An 18,152-nucleotide genomic window follows, 5' to 3' on the forward strand; every position below is an offset into this window, starting at 1 on the left:
GATTACTTGATCAGGCCAACCCGCGAGAAATTCGGCAGGTGACTGAGTTTGGGTTCCGGCCAGCTCATCCAGACCGCGAAGGCCTTGCCGACGATGTTCCGGTCGGGGACCATGCCCAGCAGGTTCTTGGGAATGTTCGGATCATCCCAGTAACGGCTGTCGTTGGAGTTGTCGCGGTTGTCGCCCATCATGAAATAGTGCCCCGCCGGCACGGTCCAGGAACGGTCCGGCGCGGCGCGGTAGCGGCTCATTTCCTTGCGGATCAGGTGTTCGGCCTCACCGAGTTTTTCCCGGTAGAGCTCGGCACTGCCCAGCGTCCCCGGCTCGGAGCCGAGCAACTGTTCGGCCACCGATTCGCCATTGACGAACAAACGCTTGTCAGCGGTGTAGCGGATCGTGTCGCCCGGCAGGCCGACCACGCGCTTGATGTAATTGACGTTCGGGTCGCTCGGGAAGCGGAACACCATGACATCGCCGCGTTGCGGGTCACCCACCTCGATGACTTTCTTGTCGATCACCGGCAGGCGGATCCCGTAGGAAAACTTGTTCACCAGGATGAAATCGCCCACATCCAGGGTCGGCTTCATCGAGCCGGACGGGATCTGGAACGGTTCCACCAGGAACGAACGCAGCACCAGCACGATGAACAGCACCGGGAAGAACGACTTGCCGTATTCGACCAGCAGCGGTTCCTTGTTGAGCTTCTCGATCACCACACCATCAGGCTGGCTGACGCTGCCCTGATAAGAGGCGATGGCCGCCCGGCGCCGAGGCGCCAGGAACAACAGATCAAGCAACGCCAACAGACCGCAGACAAACACGGCGATAACCAGCAACAGCGGGAAATTTAGCGACATAGGACCTAACTATCCAACCTGAGCACCGCGAGGAAGGCTTCCTGTGGAATTTCCACGTTACCGACCTGCTTCATGCGTTTTTTACCGGCCTTCTGCTTTTCCAACAGCTTGCGCTTACGGCTGACGTCGCCGCCGTAGCATTTGGCCAATACGTTCTTTCTGAGCGCCTTGACGGTTGTACGCGCCACAATCTGCCCGCCAATGGCGGCCTGGATTGCCACATCGAACATCTGCCGCGGAATCAGTTCCTTCATCTTCTCGGTCAATGCACGACCTTTGTAGTGCGCGTTGTCGCGGTGCACGATCAATGCCAGGGCATCGACTTTCTCACCGTTGATCAGCACATCCAGCTTCACCAGATTAGCCGATTGGTAACGATCGAAATGATAGTCCAGCGAAGCATAGCCGCGACTGGTGGATTTGAGACGGTCGAAGAAGTCCAGCACCACTTCGTTCATCGGCAGGTCGTAGGTCACCTGGACCTGCGTGCCGAGGAACAGCATGTCGTGCTGCACGCCGCGCTTCTCGATGCACAGGGTAATGACGTTACCCAGGTGCTCCTGAGGCACAAGGATGTTGGCCCGCACGATCGGCTCGCGCATGTCCTCGATGGCCGACAGGTCCGGCAGCTTGGACGGGTTGTCGACGTAGATGGTTTCGCCGTTCTTGAGCAGCAGTTCGAAGATTACCGTCGGCGCCGTGGTGATCAGGTCCAGGTCGTACTCGCGCTCCAGGCGCTCCTGGATGATTTCCATGTGCAGCATGCCAAGGAACCCGCAACGGAAGCCGAAGCCCAGGGCATCGGAGCTTTCCGGGGTGTACTGCAGCGACGAGTCGTTCAGGGTCAGCTTTTGCAGCGCTTCGCGGAAATCCTCGAAGTCGTCGGAGCTGACCGGGAACAGGCCGGCGTAGACCTGCGGCTGGATGCGTTTGAAGCCTGGCAGCACATCGACGTCGGGGGTCGAGCTCAAGGTCAAGGTGTCGCCGACCGGCGCCCCGTGGATGTCCTTGATGCCGGCGATGATGAAGCCCACTTCACCGGCCTTCAGGTCGACGGTGGCGGTGTGTTTCGGGTTGAAGACACCGACGCTGTCCACCAGGTGGATCTTGCCGGTGGACTTGACCAGGATCTTGTCGCCCTTCTTCACGCGGCCATGACGCACGCGAACCAGGGAGACCACGCCCAGGTAGTTGTCGAACCAGGAGTCGATGATCAACGCTTGCAGCGGATCTTCGATATTGCCGGTCGGTGCAGGAATAGTGGCGACCAGGCGCTCGAGCACTTCGTCGACGCCCAGGCCGGTCTTGGCGCTGCAGGTGACCGCGTCCGTGGCGTCGATGCCGATGATTTTCTCGATTTCTTCCTTCACGCGGTCCGGATCGGCCTGGGGCAGGTCGATCTTGTTCAGCACCGGCATGACTTCCAGGCCCTGCTCGATGGCCGTGTAGCAGTTGGCAACCGACTGGGCTTCAACGCCCTGGCCAGCATCGACCACCAGCAATGCACCTTCACAGGCCGCCAGCGACCGGCTGACTTCATAGGTGAAGTCAACGTGGCCGGGGGTATCGATGAAGTTCAGCTGATAGGTGACGCCGTCGCGAGCCTTGTAGTAGAGGGTAACGCTGTGGGCCTTGATGGTGATCCCGCGCTCACGCTCGAGGTCCATGGAATCCAGGACCTGGGCTTCCATTTCACGCTCGGCCAGGCCGCCGCACATCTGGATGAAGCGATCAGCCAGCGTCGACTTGCCATGGTCAATGTGGGCGATGATGGAGAAATTGCGGATATGACTCAAATCACTCACGGATCAACACTCAAAAAGGCTGCAGGCATGGCCCGCCGAAAAATAGCCGGGAATTGTACCTGATACACCGCGCAAGCGTCACGTGTGGCGAGGGAGCTTGCTCCCGCTGGGCTGCGAAGCGGCCCCTCGATTATGCGCCACGGCGATGTGTCAGGCAGGCTGCAGGGGACTGCTGCGCAGTCCAGCGGGAGCAAGCTCCCTCGCCACAAGAAAATGGGTCAACCCGCCCGACGCAACAGCCAGAGCCCGGCCAGCGCGCAGATACCGGCCGGCACCAGCACCGCAAACAGCGGCGAGAAACCGAACACCAGGCTCGACGGACCAAGCAGATCCTGGGCGATACGGAAGGTGAAGCCCACCAGCACGCCGGTAAACACCCGTTGCCCCAGGGTCACCGAACGCAACGGGCCGAAAATGAAGGAAATCGCCATCAACACCAGGGCAGCAGTGACCAGCGGCTGTAACACCTTGACCCAAAAAGCCAACCAGTAGCGACCGTTATTCAGGCCCTGGTCCGCCAGGTAGTGGATGTACCCCCACAAACCGGTAATCGACAAGGACTCCGGCGCCATTACCACGGTGCTGAGCAACTCCGGACTGATCGACACACTCCAACGCTCCTTCCGGGCGGCGACCACCTCGGTGCGTTTGTCATGGAACAGCGTGGTGGTGACATCCCTCAGTTGCCAGTGGTCCTTGACGAAATGCGCACGCTTGGCGAAGCTCGACGACAGCATGTGCCGCTGCTCGTCAAAGCGATAACGGGTCACGCCATACAGAATGCCATTGGGCTGGACCGAGTTGATGTGGATGAACTCGTCGCCCTGACGGTGCCACAAGCCGTGCTTGGCGCTTTGCGCATCACCGCCGCCCTGGGCCAGGGAGCGGTTGGCCTGGGCGGTATTTTCGGTGGCCGGGGCGATGTACTCGCCGATCAGCAAGCCCACCAGCATCAACACCAGCATGGGCTTCATCACCGCCCAGACGATCCGACCAATGGACACGCCGGCGGCGCGCATGATGGTCAGTTCGCTGTTGCTGGCCAGGCTGCCGAGGCCGATCAGGCAGCCGATCAGCGCGGCCATCGGCAGCATGTCGTACAGACGGCGTGGCGCGGTCAGCAGCACATAGCTCGCCACGTCCATCAGGGTGTAGGTATCGCTGACGTCGCTCATTTCATCGATGAAGGCAAACAAGGTCGCCAGGCCAAGGATGATCCCCAGCACCGCGAGGATCGCCATGAACACGCTGCTGCCGATGTAGCGGTCGAGTTTAACCACGGGCCACCTCCATCGCGCTGCGACGGCTGGCCAGCTTCAGGCGCAGCGGCTCCCAATAGAGCAGCCCCAGGCCGATGGCCAGGAAGATGCCGTGCACCCACCACAAGCCCAGCGCCGGCGGGATCTTGCCCTTCTCCAGTGCGCCGCGGGCGGAAATCAGGATGGTCAGGTAAGCCATATACAGGAGAATCGCCGGCAGTAACTTGAGGAAACGGCCCTGTCGCGGGTTGACCCGCGACAGCGGGACCGCCATGAGGGTCACGATGAATACCAGCAGCGGCAGCGACAGGCGCCATTGCAGCTCGGTGCGGGCGCGAATGTCTTCGTTGCCCAGCAGGCTGGCGGTCGGCATCGCGTCGCGGTCGGTGACTTCGTCGCTGACCTCGGGCTTGGGCAGCAGCACGCCATAGGTGTCGTACTTGATGGCCCGGTAATCGGCCTGCCCTGGCTTGCCGTCGTAGCGATAGCCGTTCTCCAGGATCAAGTAACGGTTGCCGTCGGCGTTGATTTCCTGCCGGCCCTTCTCGGCCACCAGCACGGAAATGCCACGATCCTTCTTGGTGTCCGCAGACACATTCTTTTGCGTGATGAAGACGCCGCCCAGGTCGACCCGGTCATCCGAGAGCTGTTCGGTGTAGGTCACCCGGGTGCCGTCGCGCAGGGCCTGGAAGCGCCCTGGCACCAGGGTGTCGAATTCGGTCATGGCGTCCTGCTGGTTGATCAGCAGTTGGAATTGGTTGGCGCCCTGGGGTGACAGGCTCAGGCTCAGCCACGCCACCACCAGCGCCACCAAGGTGGCCGGGAACAGCGTCATGCGAAACAGGCGTTGCTGGCTCATGCCGGTGGCCGACAGCACGGTCATTTCGCTGTCCAGGTACAAGCGCCCGTAGGCCAGCAAAATGCCGAGGAACAACCCCAGCGGCAGGATCAATTGCAGGAAGCCGGGCAGGCGGAACCCCATGATCAGGAACAGTGAGCCCGGATCCAGGGCGCCGGAGGCTGCCTGGGCGAGGTATTTGATGAAGCGCCCACTCATGATGATGACCAGCAGCACGGCGCTGACGGCGCTCAGGGTCAGCAGGACTTCGCGGGACAGATAACGAAAGACGATCAAACCAGACACTCCACGATTGTCAGGCTAGGCGGCCGAACAAGAAACGTATCGAGCCGACTCATACTGCGAGCCGCCGAAAAAAGAGCCGCATTATCCTGTGATTGAAGGCGCCTGTCACTTCGCACGCTTTAACCCGCCGCTCAAAGCCGAAAAGTTAGGGGCGCCGAGGGTTGTCAGGCTCGGGCACCGGGGTTCAAACTGCGGCCTTTGTCGCCGGCAAGTACCGGCGCTTCTTTTATATAGAAGACAGCTGTTCAGCGCGCCATTGTTTCGGCGCCTGGCCTCTTGACCATTCATTCAGGGATCCGGACATGGAACTGGTTGTAAAAAGCGTCAGCCCAGAAACGTTGAAAACCGCCACGTTGGTAGTTGCCGTCGGCGAAAACCGCCAGCTCGGCGTCGTCGCCACCCAGCTCGACAGCCTGAGCGGCGGGGCCATCAGCGCCGTGCTCAAGCGCGGCGACCTGGCCGGCAAGGTCGGCCAGAGCCTGCTGCTGCACAGCCTGCCCAACCTCAAGGCCGAGCGCGTGCTGCTGGTGGGCGTGGGCAAGGACGCCGAACTGGGCGACCGTCCGTTCCGTAAAATCATCGCCGGCGTGTTGGCCACCCTTAAAGGCCTCGGCGGCGGTGATGCCGTCCTGGCGCTGGACGAGTTGGTGGTCAAGGGTCGCGACAGCTACGGCAAGAACCGCCTGCTGGCCGAAACCCTGGTGGACGGCGAATATCAATTCGATCAGTTCAAGAGCCAGAAAGCCGAACCTCGCGCCCTGAAGAAAATCACCCTGCTGACCATCAAGGCCGCCCAGGCTGAAGTCCAGCGCGCCGTGACCCACGCCACCGCGATTGCCAATGGCATGGCGTTCACCCGCGACCTGGGCAACCTGCCGCCGAACATCTGCCATCCGACCTTCATGGGCGAACAGGCCAAGGCACTGGGCAAAGAATTCAAGGGCCTGAAAGTCGAAGTCTTCGACGAGAAGAAAATCAAGGACCTGGGCATGGGTTCGTTCTATGCCGTGGGCCAGGGCAGCGCCCAGCCGCCACGCCTGATCGTCATGCAATACAACGGCGGCAAGAAGTCCGAGAAGCCGTACGCACTGGTCGGCAAGGGCATCACCTTCGACACTGGCGGCATCAGCCTCAAGCCGGGCGCCGGCATGGATGAAATGAAGTACGACATGGGCGGCGCCGCGAGCGTGTTCGGCACCCTGCGCGCCGTGCTCGAACTGCAACTGCCGATCAACCTGGTGTGCATCCTGGCCTGCGCCGAGAACATGCCCAGCGGCACGGCTTCGCGTCCAGGCGATATCGTCACGACCATGAGCGGCCAGACCGTGGAAATCCTCAACACCGACGCCGAAGGCCGCCTGGTGCTGTGTGACGCCCTCACCTACTCCGAACGCTTCAAGCCGCAAGCGGTGATCGACATCGCGACCCTGACCGGCGCCTGCGTCGTCGCCCTCGGCGCCCACACCTCAGGCCTGCTGGGCAATAACGACGAGCTGATCGGCCAACTGCTCAGCGCCGGCCAGCAAGCCGACGACCGCGCCTGGCAGTTGCCACTGTTCGACGAGTACCAGGAACAACTGGACAGCCCGTTCGCCGACATCGCCAACATCGGCGGCCCGAAAGCCGGGACCATCACCGCGGCCTGCTTCCTGTCGCGCTTCACCAAGAACCTGAACTGGGCTCACCTGGACATCGCCGGCACGGCCTGGACCAGCGGCGGCAAGGACAAGGGCGCCACCGGTCGTCCGGTGCCCCTGCTGACCCAGTACCTGTTGGACCGCGCCAAGGCCTGACACCAATGACCGTCGTTGGCGTCGCCCTCGGGTGGCGCCATCGACGGCTCAGGAACCGCAATGACCAAAGTCGATTTTTATATCCTGCCCAGCGCCGATCCGTCGGCGCGGCTGGATTTCGCCTGCAAGCTCACCGAAAAGGCCTGGCGCATGGGACACCGCATCTACCTGCATTGCAGCGATGCCACCCAGCGCGAGGACCTGGACGCACGGCTGTGGGCATTCAAGGGCGAGAGCTTCGTGCCCCACGGCCCGGCCGAAAGCGAACCCGAGGGCCTGATCGTGCTGGGATTGGGGGATGACTGCGGTCAGCACCAGGACCTGCTGGTCAACCTCGACCTGAAAGTACCGGCCTTTGCCCAGCGCTTCGCCCGCGTGGCGGAAGTGGTGGTGGAAGACCCGGCCATCCGACAAGCCGCGCGGGAGAGTTTCCGTTTCTACCGCGAACAGGGCTATCCTCTGCAAGACCACCGTTTACAGCGACTCTGAGCCCTACGATGGACACTCCAAAATCGCCACAAAAGCCCGCGCACCTGCTGGATGACCTTGAGTCGATCCGCCAACTGCTCGGCGACGACAACCTGCAACCACCGCTGCTGACCGACACGGTCGTGCATGAGCCTGCTCATGAGCCGGTGCATGACGAACAGATTCCCCTGTTGTTCGATCCGATCAACGGCCAGCCCGAACCCGAGCCTGCCGCCAAGGCCGAAGCCAAGGGCCCCGACGCCCTGCTGCACCTGGACCGCGAATTGCGCGCTGCCGCGCAGTTGATCATGCAAGACGTCATCGACGACTTCGCCCCGCACATCGAAACCGAGATCAAGCGCCGGCTGGATGCGCGGATGGAGCGGTTGTTGAGTCAGTACGAATAACCCCGAGATTTACTGGCCACCGAACACCTTGTGGGAGCGAGCTTGCTCGCGATAGCAGTGTGTCAGTCAACATCAATGTTGCTGATCTACCGCTATCGCGAGCAAGCTCGCTCCCACATTGTTCGGTTGCGCCCACAAGCCATCTGCCAAGCTTCCAGCTTGCTGCATGTGGCTTGCACCAGCCCCGCCCGCTATACTTCCCGGCTTTTCCTGAATAAATGCCAATAGGGTCCCGCCGCGCATGGATAAGACCTACCAGCCGCACGCCATTGAAACTTCCTGGTACAACACCTGGGAGTCCGAGAATTATTTCGCTCCGCAAGGCGCGGGCGATTCCTACACCATCATGATCCCGCCGCCGAACGTCACCGGCAGCCTGCACATGGGCCACGGCTTCAACAATGCGATCATGGACGCCCTGATCCGTTTCCGCCGCATGCAAGGTCGCAACACCTTGTGGCAGCCGGGCACCGACCACGCCGGTATCGCCACGCAGATGCTGGTGGAGCGCCGCCTCGAAGCCCAGGGCCAGAATCGCCATGACCTGGGTCGCGAGAAGTTCCTCGAGAAAGTCTGGGAATGGAAAGACGAATCCGGTGGCAACATCAGCCGCCAGATCCGTCGCCTCGGTTCGTCCGTGGACTGGAGCCGCGAGCGCTTCACCATGGATGACGGCCTCTCGGAAGCGGTGAAGGAAGCCTTCGTGCGCCTGCACGAGGACGGGCTGATCTATCGCGGCAAGCGCCTGGTCAACTGGGACACCAAGTTGCACACGGCCATTTCCGACCTCGAAGTGGAGAACCACGACGAGAAAGGTTTCCTGTGGAACCTGAAGTACCCGCTGGCCGACGGCGCCAAGACCGCTGACGGCAAGGATTACCTGATCGTCGCCACCACGCGTCCGGAAACCATGCTGGGCGACTCTGCCGTGGCGGTGAACCCGAACGACGAGCGCTACCAGGCCCTGATCGGCAAGTTTGTCGAGTTGCCGTTGGTTGGCCGTCGAATCCCGATCATCGGCGACGATTACTGCGACCCCGAATTCGGCACCGGCTGCGTGAAGATCACCCCGGCCCACGATTTCAATGACTACGAAGTCGGCAAGCGCCACAACCTGCCGCTGCTGAACATCTTCGACAAGAACGCCCATGTGTTGCCGGCCGCCCAGGCCTTCAACCTCGACGGCACCCTGAACGAAAACGTCGACGGCCAGATCCCGGTCGAATACGCCGGCCTGGACCGCTTCGAGGCGCGCAAGCAGATCGTCGCGGCGTTCGAGGCCGCCGGCCTGCTGGTCAGCGTCGACGATCACGCCCTGAAAGTCCCGAAAGGCGACCGCTCCGGCACCATCATCGAGCCGTGGCTGACCGACCAGTGGTACGTGTCCACCAAGCCGTTGGCCGAGCCTGCGATTGCTGCCGTGGAAGATGGCCGCATCCAGTTCGTGCCCAAGCAATACGAAAACATGTACTTCTCGTGGATGCGCGACATCCAGGATTGGTGCATCAGCCGTCAGCTGTGGTGGGGCCACCGCATTCCGGCCTGGTACGACGAGTCGGGCAAGGTCTATGTCGGCCGCGATGAAGCCGAAGTCCGCGCCAAGCACAACCTCGGTCCGGACGTTGCCCTGGCGCAGGACAACGACGTCCTCGACACCTGGTTCAGCTCGGGCTTGTGGACCTTCTCGACACTGGGCTGGCCGCAGCAGACCGAATTCCTGAAGAAATTCCACTCCACCGACGTGCTGGTCACCGGCTTCGATATCATTTTCTTCTGGGTCGCCCGGATGATCATGATGACCATGCACTTGATGAAGAATGAGGACGGCACCCCGCAAGTGCCGTTCAAGACCGTCTACGTCCACGGCCTGGTGCGCGACGGCCAGGGCCAGAAGATGTCCAAGTCCAAGGGCAACGTCCTGGACCCGCTGGATATCATCGACGGTATCGACCTGGAAACCCTGGTGCAGAAACGCACCTCCGGCCTGATGCAGCCAAAACTGGCGAAGAAGATCGAGAAAGCCACCCGCGAAGAATTCGCCGAAGGCATCGCCAGCTACGGCACCGACGCCCTGCGCTTCACCTTCTGTTCGCTGGCGTCCACCGGTCGCGACATCAAGTTCGACATGGGTCGCGTCGAAGGCTATCGCAACTTCTGCAATAAAATCTGGAACGCGGCGCGCTACGTGCTGGACAAGGGCGAAGACTGCGGCCAGAACGGCGAAGCCTATGAGCTGAGCCTGGCCGATCGCTGGATCATTTCCCAGTTGCAACGTACCGAAGCCGAAGTGACCCGCCAACTGGACCAGTTCCGTTTCGACCTGGCCGCGCAAGCCCTGTACGAGTTCATCTGGAACCAGTATTGCGACTGGTACCTGGAACTGTCCAAGCCTGTGCTGTGGGACGAAAACGCACCGGTCGAACGCCAGCGCGGCACCCGCCGCACCCTGGTGCGCGTCCTGGAAGTGGCCCTGCGCCTGGCGCATCCGTTCATGCCGTTCATCACCGAGGAAATCTGGCAGCGCATCGCACCGCTGGCGGGCATCCAAGGCAAGACGATCATGCTGCAACCGTGGCCGGTGGCCAACGAGAGCCGCATCGATCCGGCGGCCGAGGACGACATCGAGTGGCTGAAGACCTTCATGCTCGGCCTGCGTAACATCCGCGCCGAAATGAACATCGGCCCGGGCAAGCCGCTGACCCTGTTCCTCAAGAACGCCAGCGCCGAAGACCTGCGCCGCCTCAATGAGAACGAAGCACTGCTCAAGAAGCTGGCGAAGCTCGAATCGGTGACGGTGCTGGCCGCTGGCGAAGAAGCGCCTCTGTCGGCCACCGCATTGGTCGGCGAAATGGAAGTGCTGGTGCCGATGGCAGGCCTGATCGACAAGGCCGCCGAACTGGCGCGCCTGGACAAGGAAATCCTGCGCCTCAAAGGCGAAGTGCAGCGGGTCGGCGGCAAGCTGTCCAACGCTGGCTTCGTCGACAAGGCGCCGGCCGAGGTCATCGAGAAGGAACGGGCCAAGCTGGCCGAGGCCGAACAGGCCCTGGGCAAGCTGGCTGAGCAGCATGGACGGATCTCCAGCCTGTAACGGTGGTTCGCAATGAAAAAGGAGGTCCAGCTGGACCTCCTTTTTTATGCCCGCCCCCTTCTAGCAGACAATGAAAAACCCTTGTGGGAGCGAGCTTGCTCGCGATGACGGCAGTACATTCAACATGGCGGCAACTTGACCCACCGCTATCGCGAGCAAGCTCGCTCCCACATAAGCTCGCTCCCACATTTGAATAGTGGGACAATGTCCGCCAATTTCTGAACCCTCCCCGAATCGACCCGCCCATGACTGCCCCTCGCGCTCCAAAACCTGCCCGTCAGAAGACCAAGCCCGCCACCGAGGCCAAACCCGTGGCGCCGCGGGAGAAGGCCAGCCTGCACCCGCGCAACCGCCATCAGGGTCGTTACGACTTCCCGGCGCTGATCAAGAGCACACCCGAACTGGCCAAGTTTGTGATCACCAACCCGTACGGCAAGGAAAGCATCGACTTCGCCAGCCCCGACGCGGTGCGGGTGTTCAACCGGGCGCTGCTCAAGGCGTTCTATGGCATCCAGCATTGGGACATCCCGGCGGATTACCTCTGCCCTCCGGTTCCAGGCCGCGCCGATTACGTGCACTTCCTTGCTGACCTGCTGGCGAGCATGAACGACGGCAAAGTGCCGCGTGGCGCAATCGTCAATGTGCTGGATATCGGTATGGGCGCCAATTGCGTTTATCCGCTGATCGGCAACAGCGAATACCGCTGGCACTTCCTCGGCTCGGAGATCGACCCGACAGCCGTGGCGGCCGCCCGGGCCATCGTTCAGTCCAACGATCTGAACAAGGTCATCCAGCTGCGCCAGCAGGAAAACCGCAAGCACATCCTCATCGGCTTGCTGGAACCGGGCGAGCGTTTCGACCTGACCATGTGCAACCCGCCGTTCCACGCCTCGATGGAAGAAGCAACCAAGGGCAGCGAGCGCAAGTGGCGGGCCCTGGGCAAGGCTGATCCGAAGCGCAAGCTGCCGGTGCTGAACTTCGGCGGGCAATCGGCGGAGTTATGGTGTGAAGGCGGTGAAGCGCGCTTTGTGACGCAGTTGATTGCCGAAAGTGCGAACTTCCAACACAAGGTTTTGTGGTTCAGTACGTTAGTGTCGAAAGCTTCGAACCTGCCGGCGATCGAAACCGCGTTGAAGAAGGCTGGCGCGCTGGAGAGCCAGGTGGTGGAGATGTCGCAGGGGCAGAAGCAGAGTCGCTTTGTGGCGTGGACTTTCCAGACCAAGTCCGAGCAGCAGATCTGGCGGCGTGAGCGCTGGGTCCGCTAATACGACGCTGACCCAAGGTGGGAGCGAGCGCCTACCATGATGACGGCGTCCGCCGTCGACACAAAAAACACAGACACAAAAAAACCGTGCCCGGATCGCTCCGAGGCACGGTTTTTTTTACAGCGGTCTTACTTGTTGACCGCGTCGGTCAGGCCTTTGGCCACAACCAGCTTGATCACTTTCTTGGCAGCGATTTCGATGGCAGCGCCAGTCGAAGGGTTACGGCCGGTACGGGCAGGACGCTCGGTGACTTTCAGCTTGCCAACGCCTGGCAGAGTGATTTCGCCGCCATTTTCCAGCTGATCGGCAACGACTTGGCCCAGTTGGTCCAGCAGAGCACGCACGGTAGCTTTTGGTGCGTCTACAGATTCAGCCAAATCAGCGATCAGTTGGTCTTTAGTAAGAGCCATGTAGTGTTCCTTCCCTATCAAATTCATATGGATTGCAGAGTGCAGTGTCAGCCATCGAGCCCGATCTCTGTGGATCAGGCACCCTCGGCAATCACCACGACGGATCGGGGTAATAGATGCCGAAAACCGGGTTTGGTTCGACCTGACAGATGCTGAATGCACGCTTAACGCAGTGACATCGCGTAAGACCGGGCAAAACTAGCACAATGCCTCTGAAATATCCGCCTCTAGCTACCCATTTGGTCAGCTTTCTTGCGCTAAAACGTTAAAAAATTGCATATAGGCTGTCGGACGGCTCTGAAAGGGCCTTTGCCGGGTTCCAAAACCAGTGATTGCGGTACACTGGGCCCTTTTTCGGGGAGCGTGCCCTCCTCTCTTTCATCAGCCGAGAAATCCATGCCGATCCGTCATTGCATCGTCCACCTGATCGACAAAAAACCCGACGGCACCCCTGCTGTGCTCCATGCCCGCGACTCCGAACTGGCAGAGTCCACGGCCATCGAGAACATGCTCGCCGACCTCAACGAAAGCTATAACGCCAAGCAAGGCAAGGCCTGGGGCTTTTTCCACGCCGAGTCCGGGGCGCATCCGTTCAGCGGCTGGTTGAAGGAATACCTGGACGGCGGCAAGGATTTCACCGCGTTCAGTCGCGTGGCGGTGGAACACCTGCAAAAGCTGATGGAAGAGTCCAACCTGTCGGTGGGTGGCCACGTGTTGTTCGCGCATTACCAGCAGGGCATGACGGATTACCTGGCCATCGCCCTGCTGCACCACAGCGAAGGCGTGGCGGTGACCGATGAGCTGGACGTGACCCCGTCCCGTCACTTGGACCTGGGCCAGTTGCACCTGGCGGCGCGGATCAATGTGTCGGAATGGCAGAACAACAAGCAGTCCAAACAGTACATCTCGTTCATCAAGGGCAAGAACGGCAAGAAGGTTTCGGAGTACTTCCGTGACTTCATCGGCTGCCAGGAAGGCGTCGACGGCCCCGGCGAGACCCGTACCCTGCTCAAGGCTTTCAGCGACTTCGTCGAAAGCGAAGACCTGCCGGAAGACGATGCCCGGGAAAAAACCAAGACCCTGGTGGACTACGCCAGCAGCCAGGCCAAGCTCGGTGAGCCGATGGGCCTGGAAGAACTGTCCGAACTGATCGATGAAGAGCGTCCGAAAGCCTTCTATGACCACATCCGCAACAAGGACTACGGCCTATCGCCGGAAATCCCCGCCGACAAACGCACCCTCAACCAGTTCCGCCGCTTCACCGGCCGCGCCGAAGGCTTGTCCATCAGCTTCGAAGCGCACCTGCTGGGTTCCAAGATCGAATATGACGAAGAGGCTGGGACGTTGATCATCAAGGGGTTGCCGACTTCGTTGACTGATCAGCTCAAGCGCCGCAACTGATGCAGGCAGGGTGCTGAAGAAGTGCCCGCGATATAGGCTTGAGGGCCTCATCGCGAGCAAGCTCGCTCCTACACAGTGATTAGCGGCAAACGCAGATCCTGTGAACAACACATCTCCTGTGGGAGCGAGCTTGCTCGCGATAGCGGACTGACATTCAGCATCAATATTGACTGCTCTGGCGCCATCGCGAGCAAGCTCGCTCCCACAAGATCATTCGTTGTTCATCGAGCCTCGACCCGAAACCCAAACCGCGGAAAGTGCACATGCACTACCCCGCCACGCTCATCTTCCCGGCGCAGGATCAATTCCTCGCTACCGGCAAACAGCAACTCCCCAGCCACCGGATCGACACCATAGTCCGTCGCGGCGATGGTTACCTGCTGCCCAGCCGCGAACCCGTTCGGCTCTTCGAAAGACTCATCCGGCAGCACGGCCGGCGTCGCATTGCGGGCAACTTCCAAGGCTTCTTCGGCACTCATCTGGCTCGACGCGCCATGGCCGAAACCCAGCACCCGCGCGAGCCACGCCGATACCGCCGGGTATTCGTCCACCAACGGCGAAGTGACGGGCGTGCCCTTGAGGAACCACAGCGGATGAGCCATGGCGAAGTCGGCAATCGACGGATCGCCCAGCAGGAAATCGCCCTCTTCGCGCTGCAATTGTTGTTCGAGGCGCGCCATGATCGTCGGCCACTGGTGCTTGGCCTGGTCGGCGGACAAACGCGTGGTCGTGCCACCGCTGAACAACCCGGCGCGGTCGCTGATGAATGCCTTGATGGCTTCAGGCGATAGCTTGGCGAACCGCACCGCCACCGACTCCGGCTGGAACACCAGGCTCACAGCATGCTGGAACACCACCGAATCGGCCCAGGCCGCGAAGGACGCCGCGATCATCTCGCGGCCTTCAGGGAACAGCGCCGGCGAGGCTTTCTCCTGCTCCAACCGGCGGGCGATCAGCGACGTATCGCAATAGATATCCGCGCCAACCTGCAACACCGGCGTCTTGCGATAGCCACCCGTCAGCGCCGTCAGGTCAGGCTTGGGCATCATTGGCGGGATGCTCACCGAACGCCAGGACAAGCCCTTGAAACCCAGCAACAGCCGGGCTTTTTCCGCGAAAGGAGACGTCGGGTAATGATGAAGAATCAACTCTGACATGAGATTCGCCACTGCAGGAATGAAGTCTTGCAGCTTAGCGCGCCTGACCGGGCCAGCCTACCGGCCTGATAGAGGCCTATCAGCCCGGCTGATGAAGGGGCTGCGCACTGGCCACCAGGCATTCCTTGGCACTTTTCCTGAGCTTTTTGATCAGCCGCTCCTGGCGCAAGGCCTCGCCCTTGTCGCGGCAGGCCTCGGTGTACACCAGGGCCACTGCCGGGCTGGACAGGAAGAAGCGCGCGCCCTTGCCGCTTTGATGCTTGGCGAAGCGCCGCACCGGGTCATCACTGATGCCGCAGTACAGCGAGCCGTTGGCGGCCCGCACCAGGTAGACGAACCAGGGTTTGTCCGGTTCAGCGGCGCCTTGTGCAGGCAGATCGGAGGATAAGTCGACGGTCGTCACAAAATGTTCAACAGGTGAGCCAGGACAAACCGCGATCTTATCAGCGACTGGCCTGGAACGCCCGCAGCCCCTTGAGCGCCTGGGCCCTGACGGCGTTGCGCACCAGCGGCGTCCAGCCCAGCAACAGGCCCTTGGTGCCCAGCGCCTGGCGAGACCAGCGCCACAGATCGAAGCTGTCGTGGTGCTCGCAGATCTTGCCATCGCGAAACACGAAGCGCGCCTGGATGTCGTTGATCACGATGTTGCCGGTCTGGCTGAACAGGTACGTCGCCACCCAGTGCGCACCGCCGGTACGTTCGTCGCTGCGCACGTTATCGAAGGTCAGGGAGAAGTCCTTGGCCCGGGTCGTCAACATGCGCCACATGTCACCGGCATCACGCCCGCGCAGTTCGCCGAACGCTGGATCGCTGAACACCACATCATCGGTGTAGCAGGCGCTCATGGCGTCGGCGTCCAGGCGTTGGAAGGCCTGGTAAAAACGGGTGATCAAGGCGTTGTGGGCATCACTCATGGACAGGCTCCGAAAAACGTTTCAGTAGGCCTGCACGATAATCTGCCGCCGTGGGGAAGACCATCGTCATTCGCCATGAAAATGATATCAACGAAGGTCAGACCCTTTCGCTGCTGACGCCGACGTACAACGCCCGGCCTGCGCCGATGCCTGCAATGATCGCCCCCAGGCCAATCAGGCCGAAGATCCAACCCAGGGCATTCCAGCCGCCGGTCAAGTCATGGACCACACCCACCGCGAAGGGCCCCAGCGACGCCAGCGTATAACCAAAGCCCTGGGCCATGCCGGACAGGTTAGCGGCCACATGAGCGTCCCGCGAACGCAACACGATCAGCGTGAGCGCCAGGCTGAACGTCGCGCCCTGCCCCAAGCCCAGCAGGATCGCCCAACCCCACAAGCCATCGATGGGTGCGTAGAGGCAACCGAACAACCCGCCCAGCGTCATGACCATGACGACCACGATGGCCAGGCGCTGGTCCTTGCCGCGCGTGGCCAGCCAAGGCGCCGCCAGCGAACTGATCAGCTGCACGATGACCGAACCGGACAGCACGAGCCCGGCCTGGGTCGGGGTCAGGCCACGCCCGATCAGGATCGAGGGCAGCCAACCAAAGACGATGTAGGCCAGGGACGACTGCAGCCCCATGTACAAGGTCACTTGCCAGGCCAGGGGATCGCGCAGCAAGCCGCGAACCCGGTACGCCACTTGATGGGCACCGTGTTTCTCGCCCACTTGCGGCAACCAGAACACCGCAGCCAGCAGCGCCGGGACCACCCAGAACCCCAGGCCCAAGGCCCAGTCGTGGTCAAGGTGCTCGCTCAACGGCACCGTCGCGCCGGCCGCCATCGCCGCGCCCAGGCACAGCGCCATGGTGTAGACGCCGGTCATGGTGCCGGCCTGCTTGGCGAAGTCGCGCTTGACGATGCCGGGCAGCAGCACCCCGATAACGCCGATGCTGGCGCCCGCCAGGATGCTGCCGGCGAACAAGCCGAACTGGCCGAACGAACTGCGCAAGACGATGCCGCAGGCCAAGGTCAGCAAAATGCCCAGCACGACGCGCTCAGCGCCAAAGCGTCGCGCCAGCACAGGCGCCAGCGGTGCGAACAACCCCAGGCAAAGCACGGGCAGGGTCGTCAGCAAACCCGCTTGCGCAGCCGACAGGCCAAGGCTCTTGGAAACCTCGCTGAGCAACGGCGCCATGCTAGACAGCGCCGGACGCAAGTTCAGCGCCACCAGAATCAACCCAAGCAGCAACAGCCAGGGACGTCGCACCAACGGGTGGCTCTGCTGGGCCTGCTCATCGTCGGCTTCGGCGTCGATCAACAGTTCTTCGAGTTCGGCGGCGCGTTTTTTCGGCGTCAAAGGGGTGCGGTCAAGCGGATCGCGGGACATGGAAAGCTCTGGTTCAGGGTTCATTGATCAACTGCCGGCACAGGGTCTTGGCCCGCTCCGGATCCTGGCGTTCGACGGCTTCGAGAATCTCGATATGCAAATCGAACACATGTTGATGACGGGGAATGATGTTGAGGCTCTGGCGCAATTGCGCGCCGATCACATTGGAGAAGTAACGATACAGCTCGCTGAGGGCCGGGTTATGCGCGGCGTCCACCAGCAGGCGGTGGAACACCAGGTCGCACTTGATGTAGTGCTCCAGGTCGCCGTGGTAATGCTCGCCGCTGGTTTTCAGCGCCTGGCGCAAGGCAAGCAAATCCTCATCGGTACGCCGCAGCGCCGCCAGGCCAATGGCCTCTACTTCCAGGATGTGCCGGGTTTCCCGGGCCTGTTCCAGCGAACAGCGCGACAACACCTTGAGGGTATCCAGCGGATCGACCGCCGCCCGCACGTAGCTGCCGTCGCCCTGGCGGATCTCGATCAAACCGGAAAACGCCAGCACGCGCATGGCTTCGCGCACCGTGTTGCGGCTGATACCCAGCTCCGCCACCAACTCCGGCTCGGTGGGCAAGCGCTGGCCGACAGCCCAAACGCCCTCGCTGATTCGTCGACGCAATTGCTCCAAGGCCTGATCGACCAGGGAGCGTTTCATTAATGGGGAAATATCTGACATGGAACCCGCCCTTTCATCCAATCATAGGATGAATTTTCTGACATGTTAGTCAGCTTCGTGTAGGACGGCAACTGCCTAGGGTCAATGGGACGGAAAAGGAGCGAAATTTTCGATTAGTCAA

16 protein-coding genes are annotated in these 18,152 nt (G+C 61.5%); 6 read left to right on the forward strand and 10 right to left on the reverse strand.

Annotated features, from left to right (window positions below; translation table 11 throughout):
• Positions 1-2 precede the first annotated feature (2 nt).
• From lepB to lptF, 4 genes are all read right to left on the reverse strand, one after another.
• A complete protein-coding gene (gene lepB / locus J3P85_RS23680; protein ID WP_186705174.1) occupies positions 3-857 on the reverse strand; it encodes a signal peptidase I in 855 nt (284 codons plus the stop codon).
• Between the two features lie 5 nt (positions 858-862).
• Positions 863-2,662 (reverse strand): translation elongation factor 4, encoded by a 1,800-nt coding sequence (gene lepA, locus J3P85_RS23685; RefSeq protein ID WP_135847028.1) that lies wholly within the window; start codon positions 2,660-2,662, stop codon positions 863-865.
• 218 nt (positions 2,663-2,880) lie between these two features.
• Positions 2,881-3,942, reverse strand: coding sequence for an LPS export ABC transporter permease LptG (gene lptG / locus J3P85_RS23690; protein ID WP_434703741.1), 1,062 nt, complete (start codon positions 3,940-3,942; stop codon positions 2,881-2,883).
• Complete coding sequence (gene lptF / locus J3P85_RS23695) at positions 3,935-5,056, reverse strand: LPS export ABC transporter permease LptF (protein ID WP_434703742.1); 1,122 nt, start codon at positions 5,054-5,056, stop codon at positions 3,935-3,937. Before lptF ends, lptG begins: the two co-directional genes overlap by 8 nt.
• Before the next feature lie 311 nt (positions 5,057-5,367).
• Between lptF and J3P85_RS23700 the strand changes: the two genes are divergently transcribed.
• From J3P85_RS23700 to rlmF, 5 genes are all read left to right on the forward strand, one after another.
• Positions 5,368-6,858, forward strand: coding sequence for a leucyl aminopeptidase (locus tag J3P85_RS23700; RefSeq protein ID WP_434703743.1), 1,491 nt, complete (start codon positions 5,368-5,370; stop codon positions 6,856-6,858).
• A 60-nt stretch (positions 6,859-6,918) separates the two neighbouring features.
• The gene (locus J3P85_RS23705; protein WP_250965815.1) at positions 6,919-7,347 is read left to right on the forward strand and encodes a DNA polymerase III subunit chi; all 429 of its coding nucleotides are present in this window, start codon (positions 6,919-6,921) and stop codon (positions 7,345-7,347) included.
• 8 nt (positions 7,348-7,355) lie between these two features.
• Positions 7,356-7,733, forward strand: a complete 378-nt coding sequence (locus tag J3P85_RS23710) for a DNA polymerase III subunit chi (RefSeq protein WP_186705169.1) — start codon at positions 7,356-7,358, stop codon at positions 7,731-7,733.
• Positions 7,734-7,974: 241 nt separating this feature from the next.
• Positions 7,975-10,821, forward strand: a complete 2,847-nt coding sequence (locus tag J3P85_RS23715; protein WP_434703744.1) for a valine--tRNA ligase — start codon at positions 7,975-7,977, stop codon at positions 10,819-10,821.
• A 245-nt stretch (positions 10,822-11,066) separates the two neighbouring features.
• Positions 11,067-12,086 carry a 23S rRNA (adenine(1618)-N(6))-methyltransferase RlmF gene (gene rlmF / locus J3P85_RS23720; protein WP_434703745.1) on the forward strand — a complete coding sequence of 340 codons (1,020 nt, stop codon included), beginning with the start codon at positions 11,067-11,069 and terminating at the stop codon, positions 12,084-12,086.
• 128 nt (positions 12,087-12,214) lie between these two features.
• Here the strand turns inward: rlmF and J3P85_RS23725 are convergent, their stop codons facing one another.
• Entirely contained in the window at positions 12,215-12,496 is a 282-nt protein-coding gene (locus J3P85_RS23725) for an HU family DNA-binding protein (RefSeq protein WP_058544106.1), read from the reverse strand.
• A 396-nt stretch (positions 12,497-12,892) separates the two neighbouring features.
• Here J3P85_RS23725 and yejK point away from each other — a divergent pair, with 396 nt between their 5' ends.
• Positions 12,893-13,897: a nucleoid-associated protein YejK gene (gene yejK / locus J3P85_RS23730; RefSeq protein ID WP_030139623.1), complete on the forward strand. Its 1,005-nt coding sequence runs from the start codon at positions 12,893-12,895 to the stop codon at positions 13,895-13,897.
• A 221-nt stretch (positions 13,898-14,118) separates the two neighbouring features.
• On the opposite strand, the gene J3P85_RS23735 is transcribed toward yejK, so the two are convergent.
• The 5 genes from J3P85_RS23735 to J3P85_RS23755 all read right to left on the reverse strand — a co-directional run bounded on the left by J3P85_RS23735 (position 14,119) and on the right by J3P85_RS23755 (position 18,031).
• Positions 14,119-15,054: a glutathione S-transferase family protein gene (locus J3P85_RS23735; RefSeq protein ID WP_434703746.1), complete on the reverse strand. Its 936-nt coding sequence runs from the start codon at positions 15,052-15,054 to the stop codon at positions 14,119-14,121.
• A gap of 79 nt (positions 15,055-15,133) precedes the next feature.
• Entirely contained in the window at positions 15,134-15,457 is a 324-nt protein-coding gene (locus tag J3P85_RS23740) for a GIY-YIG nuclease family protein (protein WP_434703747.1), read from the reverse strand.
• A 40-nt stretch (positions 15,458-15,497) separates the two neighbouring features.
• On the reverse strand, positions 15,498-15,968 hold the full coding sequence (locus tag J3P85_RS23745) for a nuclear transport factor 2 family protein (RefSeq protein WP_186705164.1): 471 nt from the start codon (positions 15,966-15,968) through the stop codon (positions 15,498-15,500).
• Positions 15,969-16,065: 97 nt separating this feature from the next.
• Positions 16,066-17,382, reverse strand: a complete 1,317-nt coding sequence (locus J3P85_RS23750; RefSeq protein WP_434703748.1) for a CynX/NimT family MFS transporter — start codon at positions 17,380-17,382, stop codon at positions 16,066-16,068.
• On the reverse strand, positions 17,372-18,031 hold the full coding sequence (locus tag J3P85_RS23755) for a FadR/GntR family transcriptional regulator (RefSeq protein ID WP_434703749.1): 660 nt from the start codon (positions 18,029-18,031) through the stop codon (positions 17,372-17,374). Before J3P85_RS23755 ends, J3P85_RS23750 begins: the two co-directional genes overlap by 11 nt.
• Between the last annotated feature and the right edge of the window lie 121 nt (positions 18,032-18,152).

This window comes from Pseudomonas sp. Z1-12 (assembly GCF_051132015.1).
GTDB classification, from domain to species: Bacteria; Pseudomonadota; Gammaproteobacteria; order Pseudomonadales; family Pseudomonadaceae; genus Aquipseudomonas; species Aquipseudomonas zanjanensis.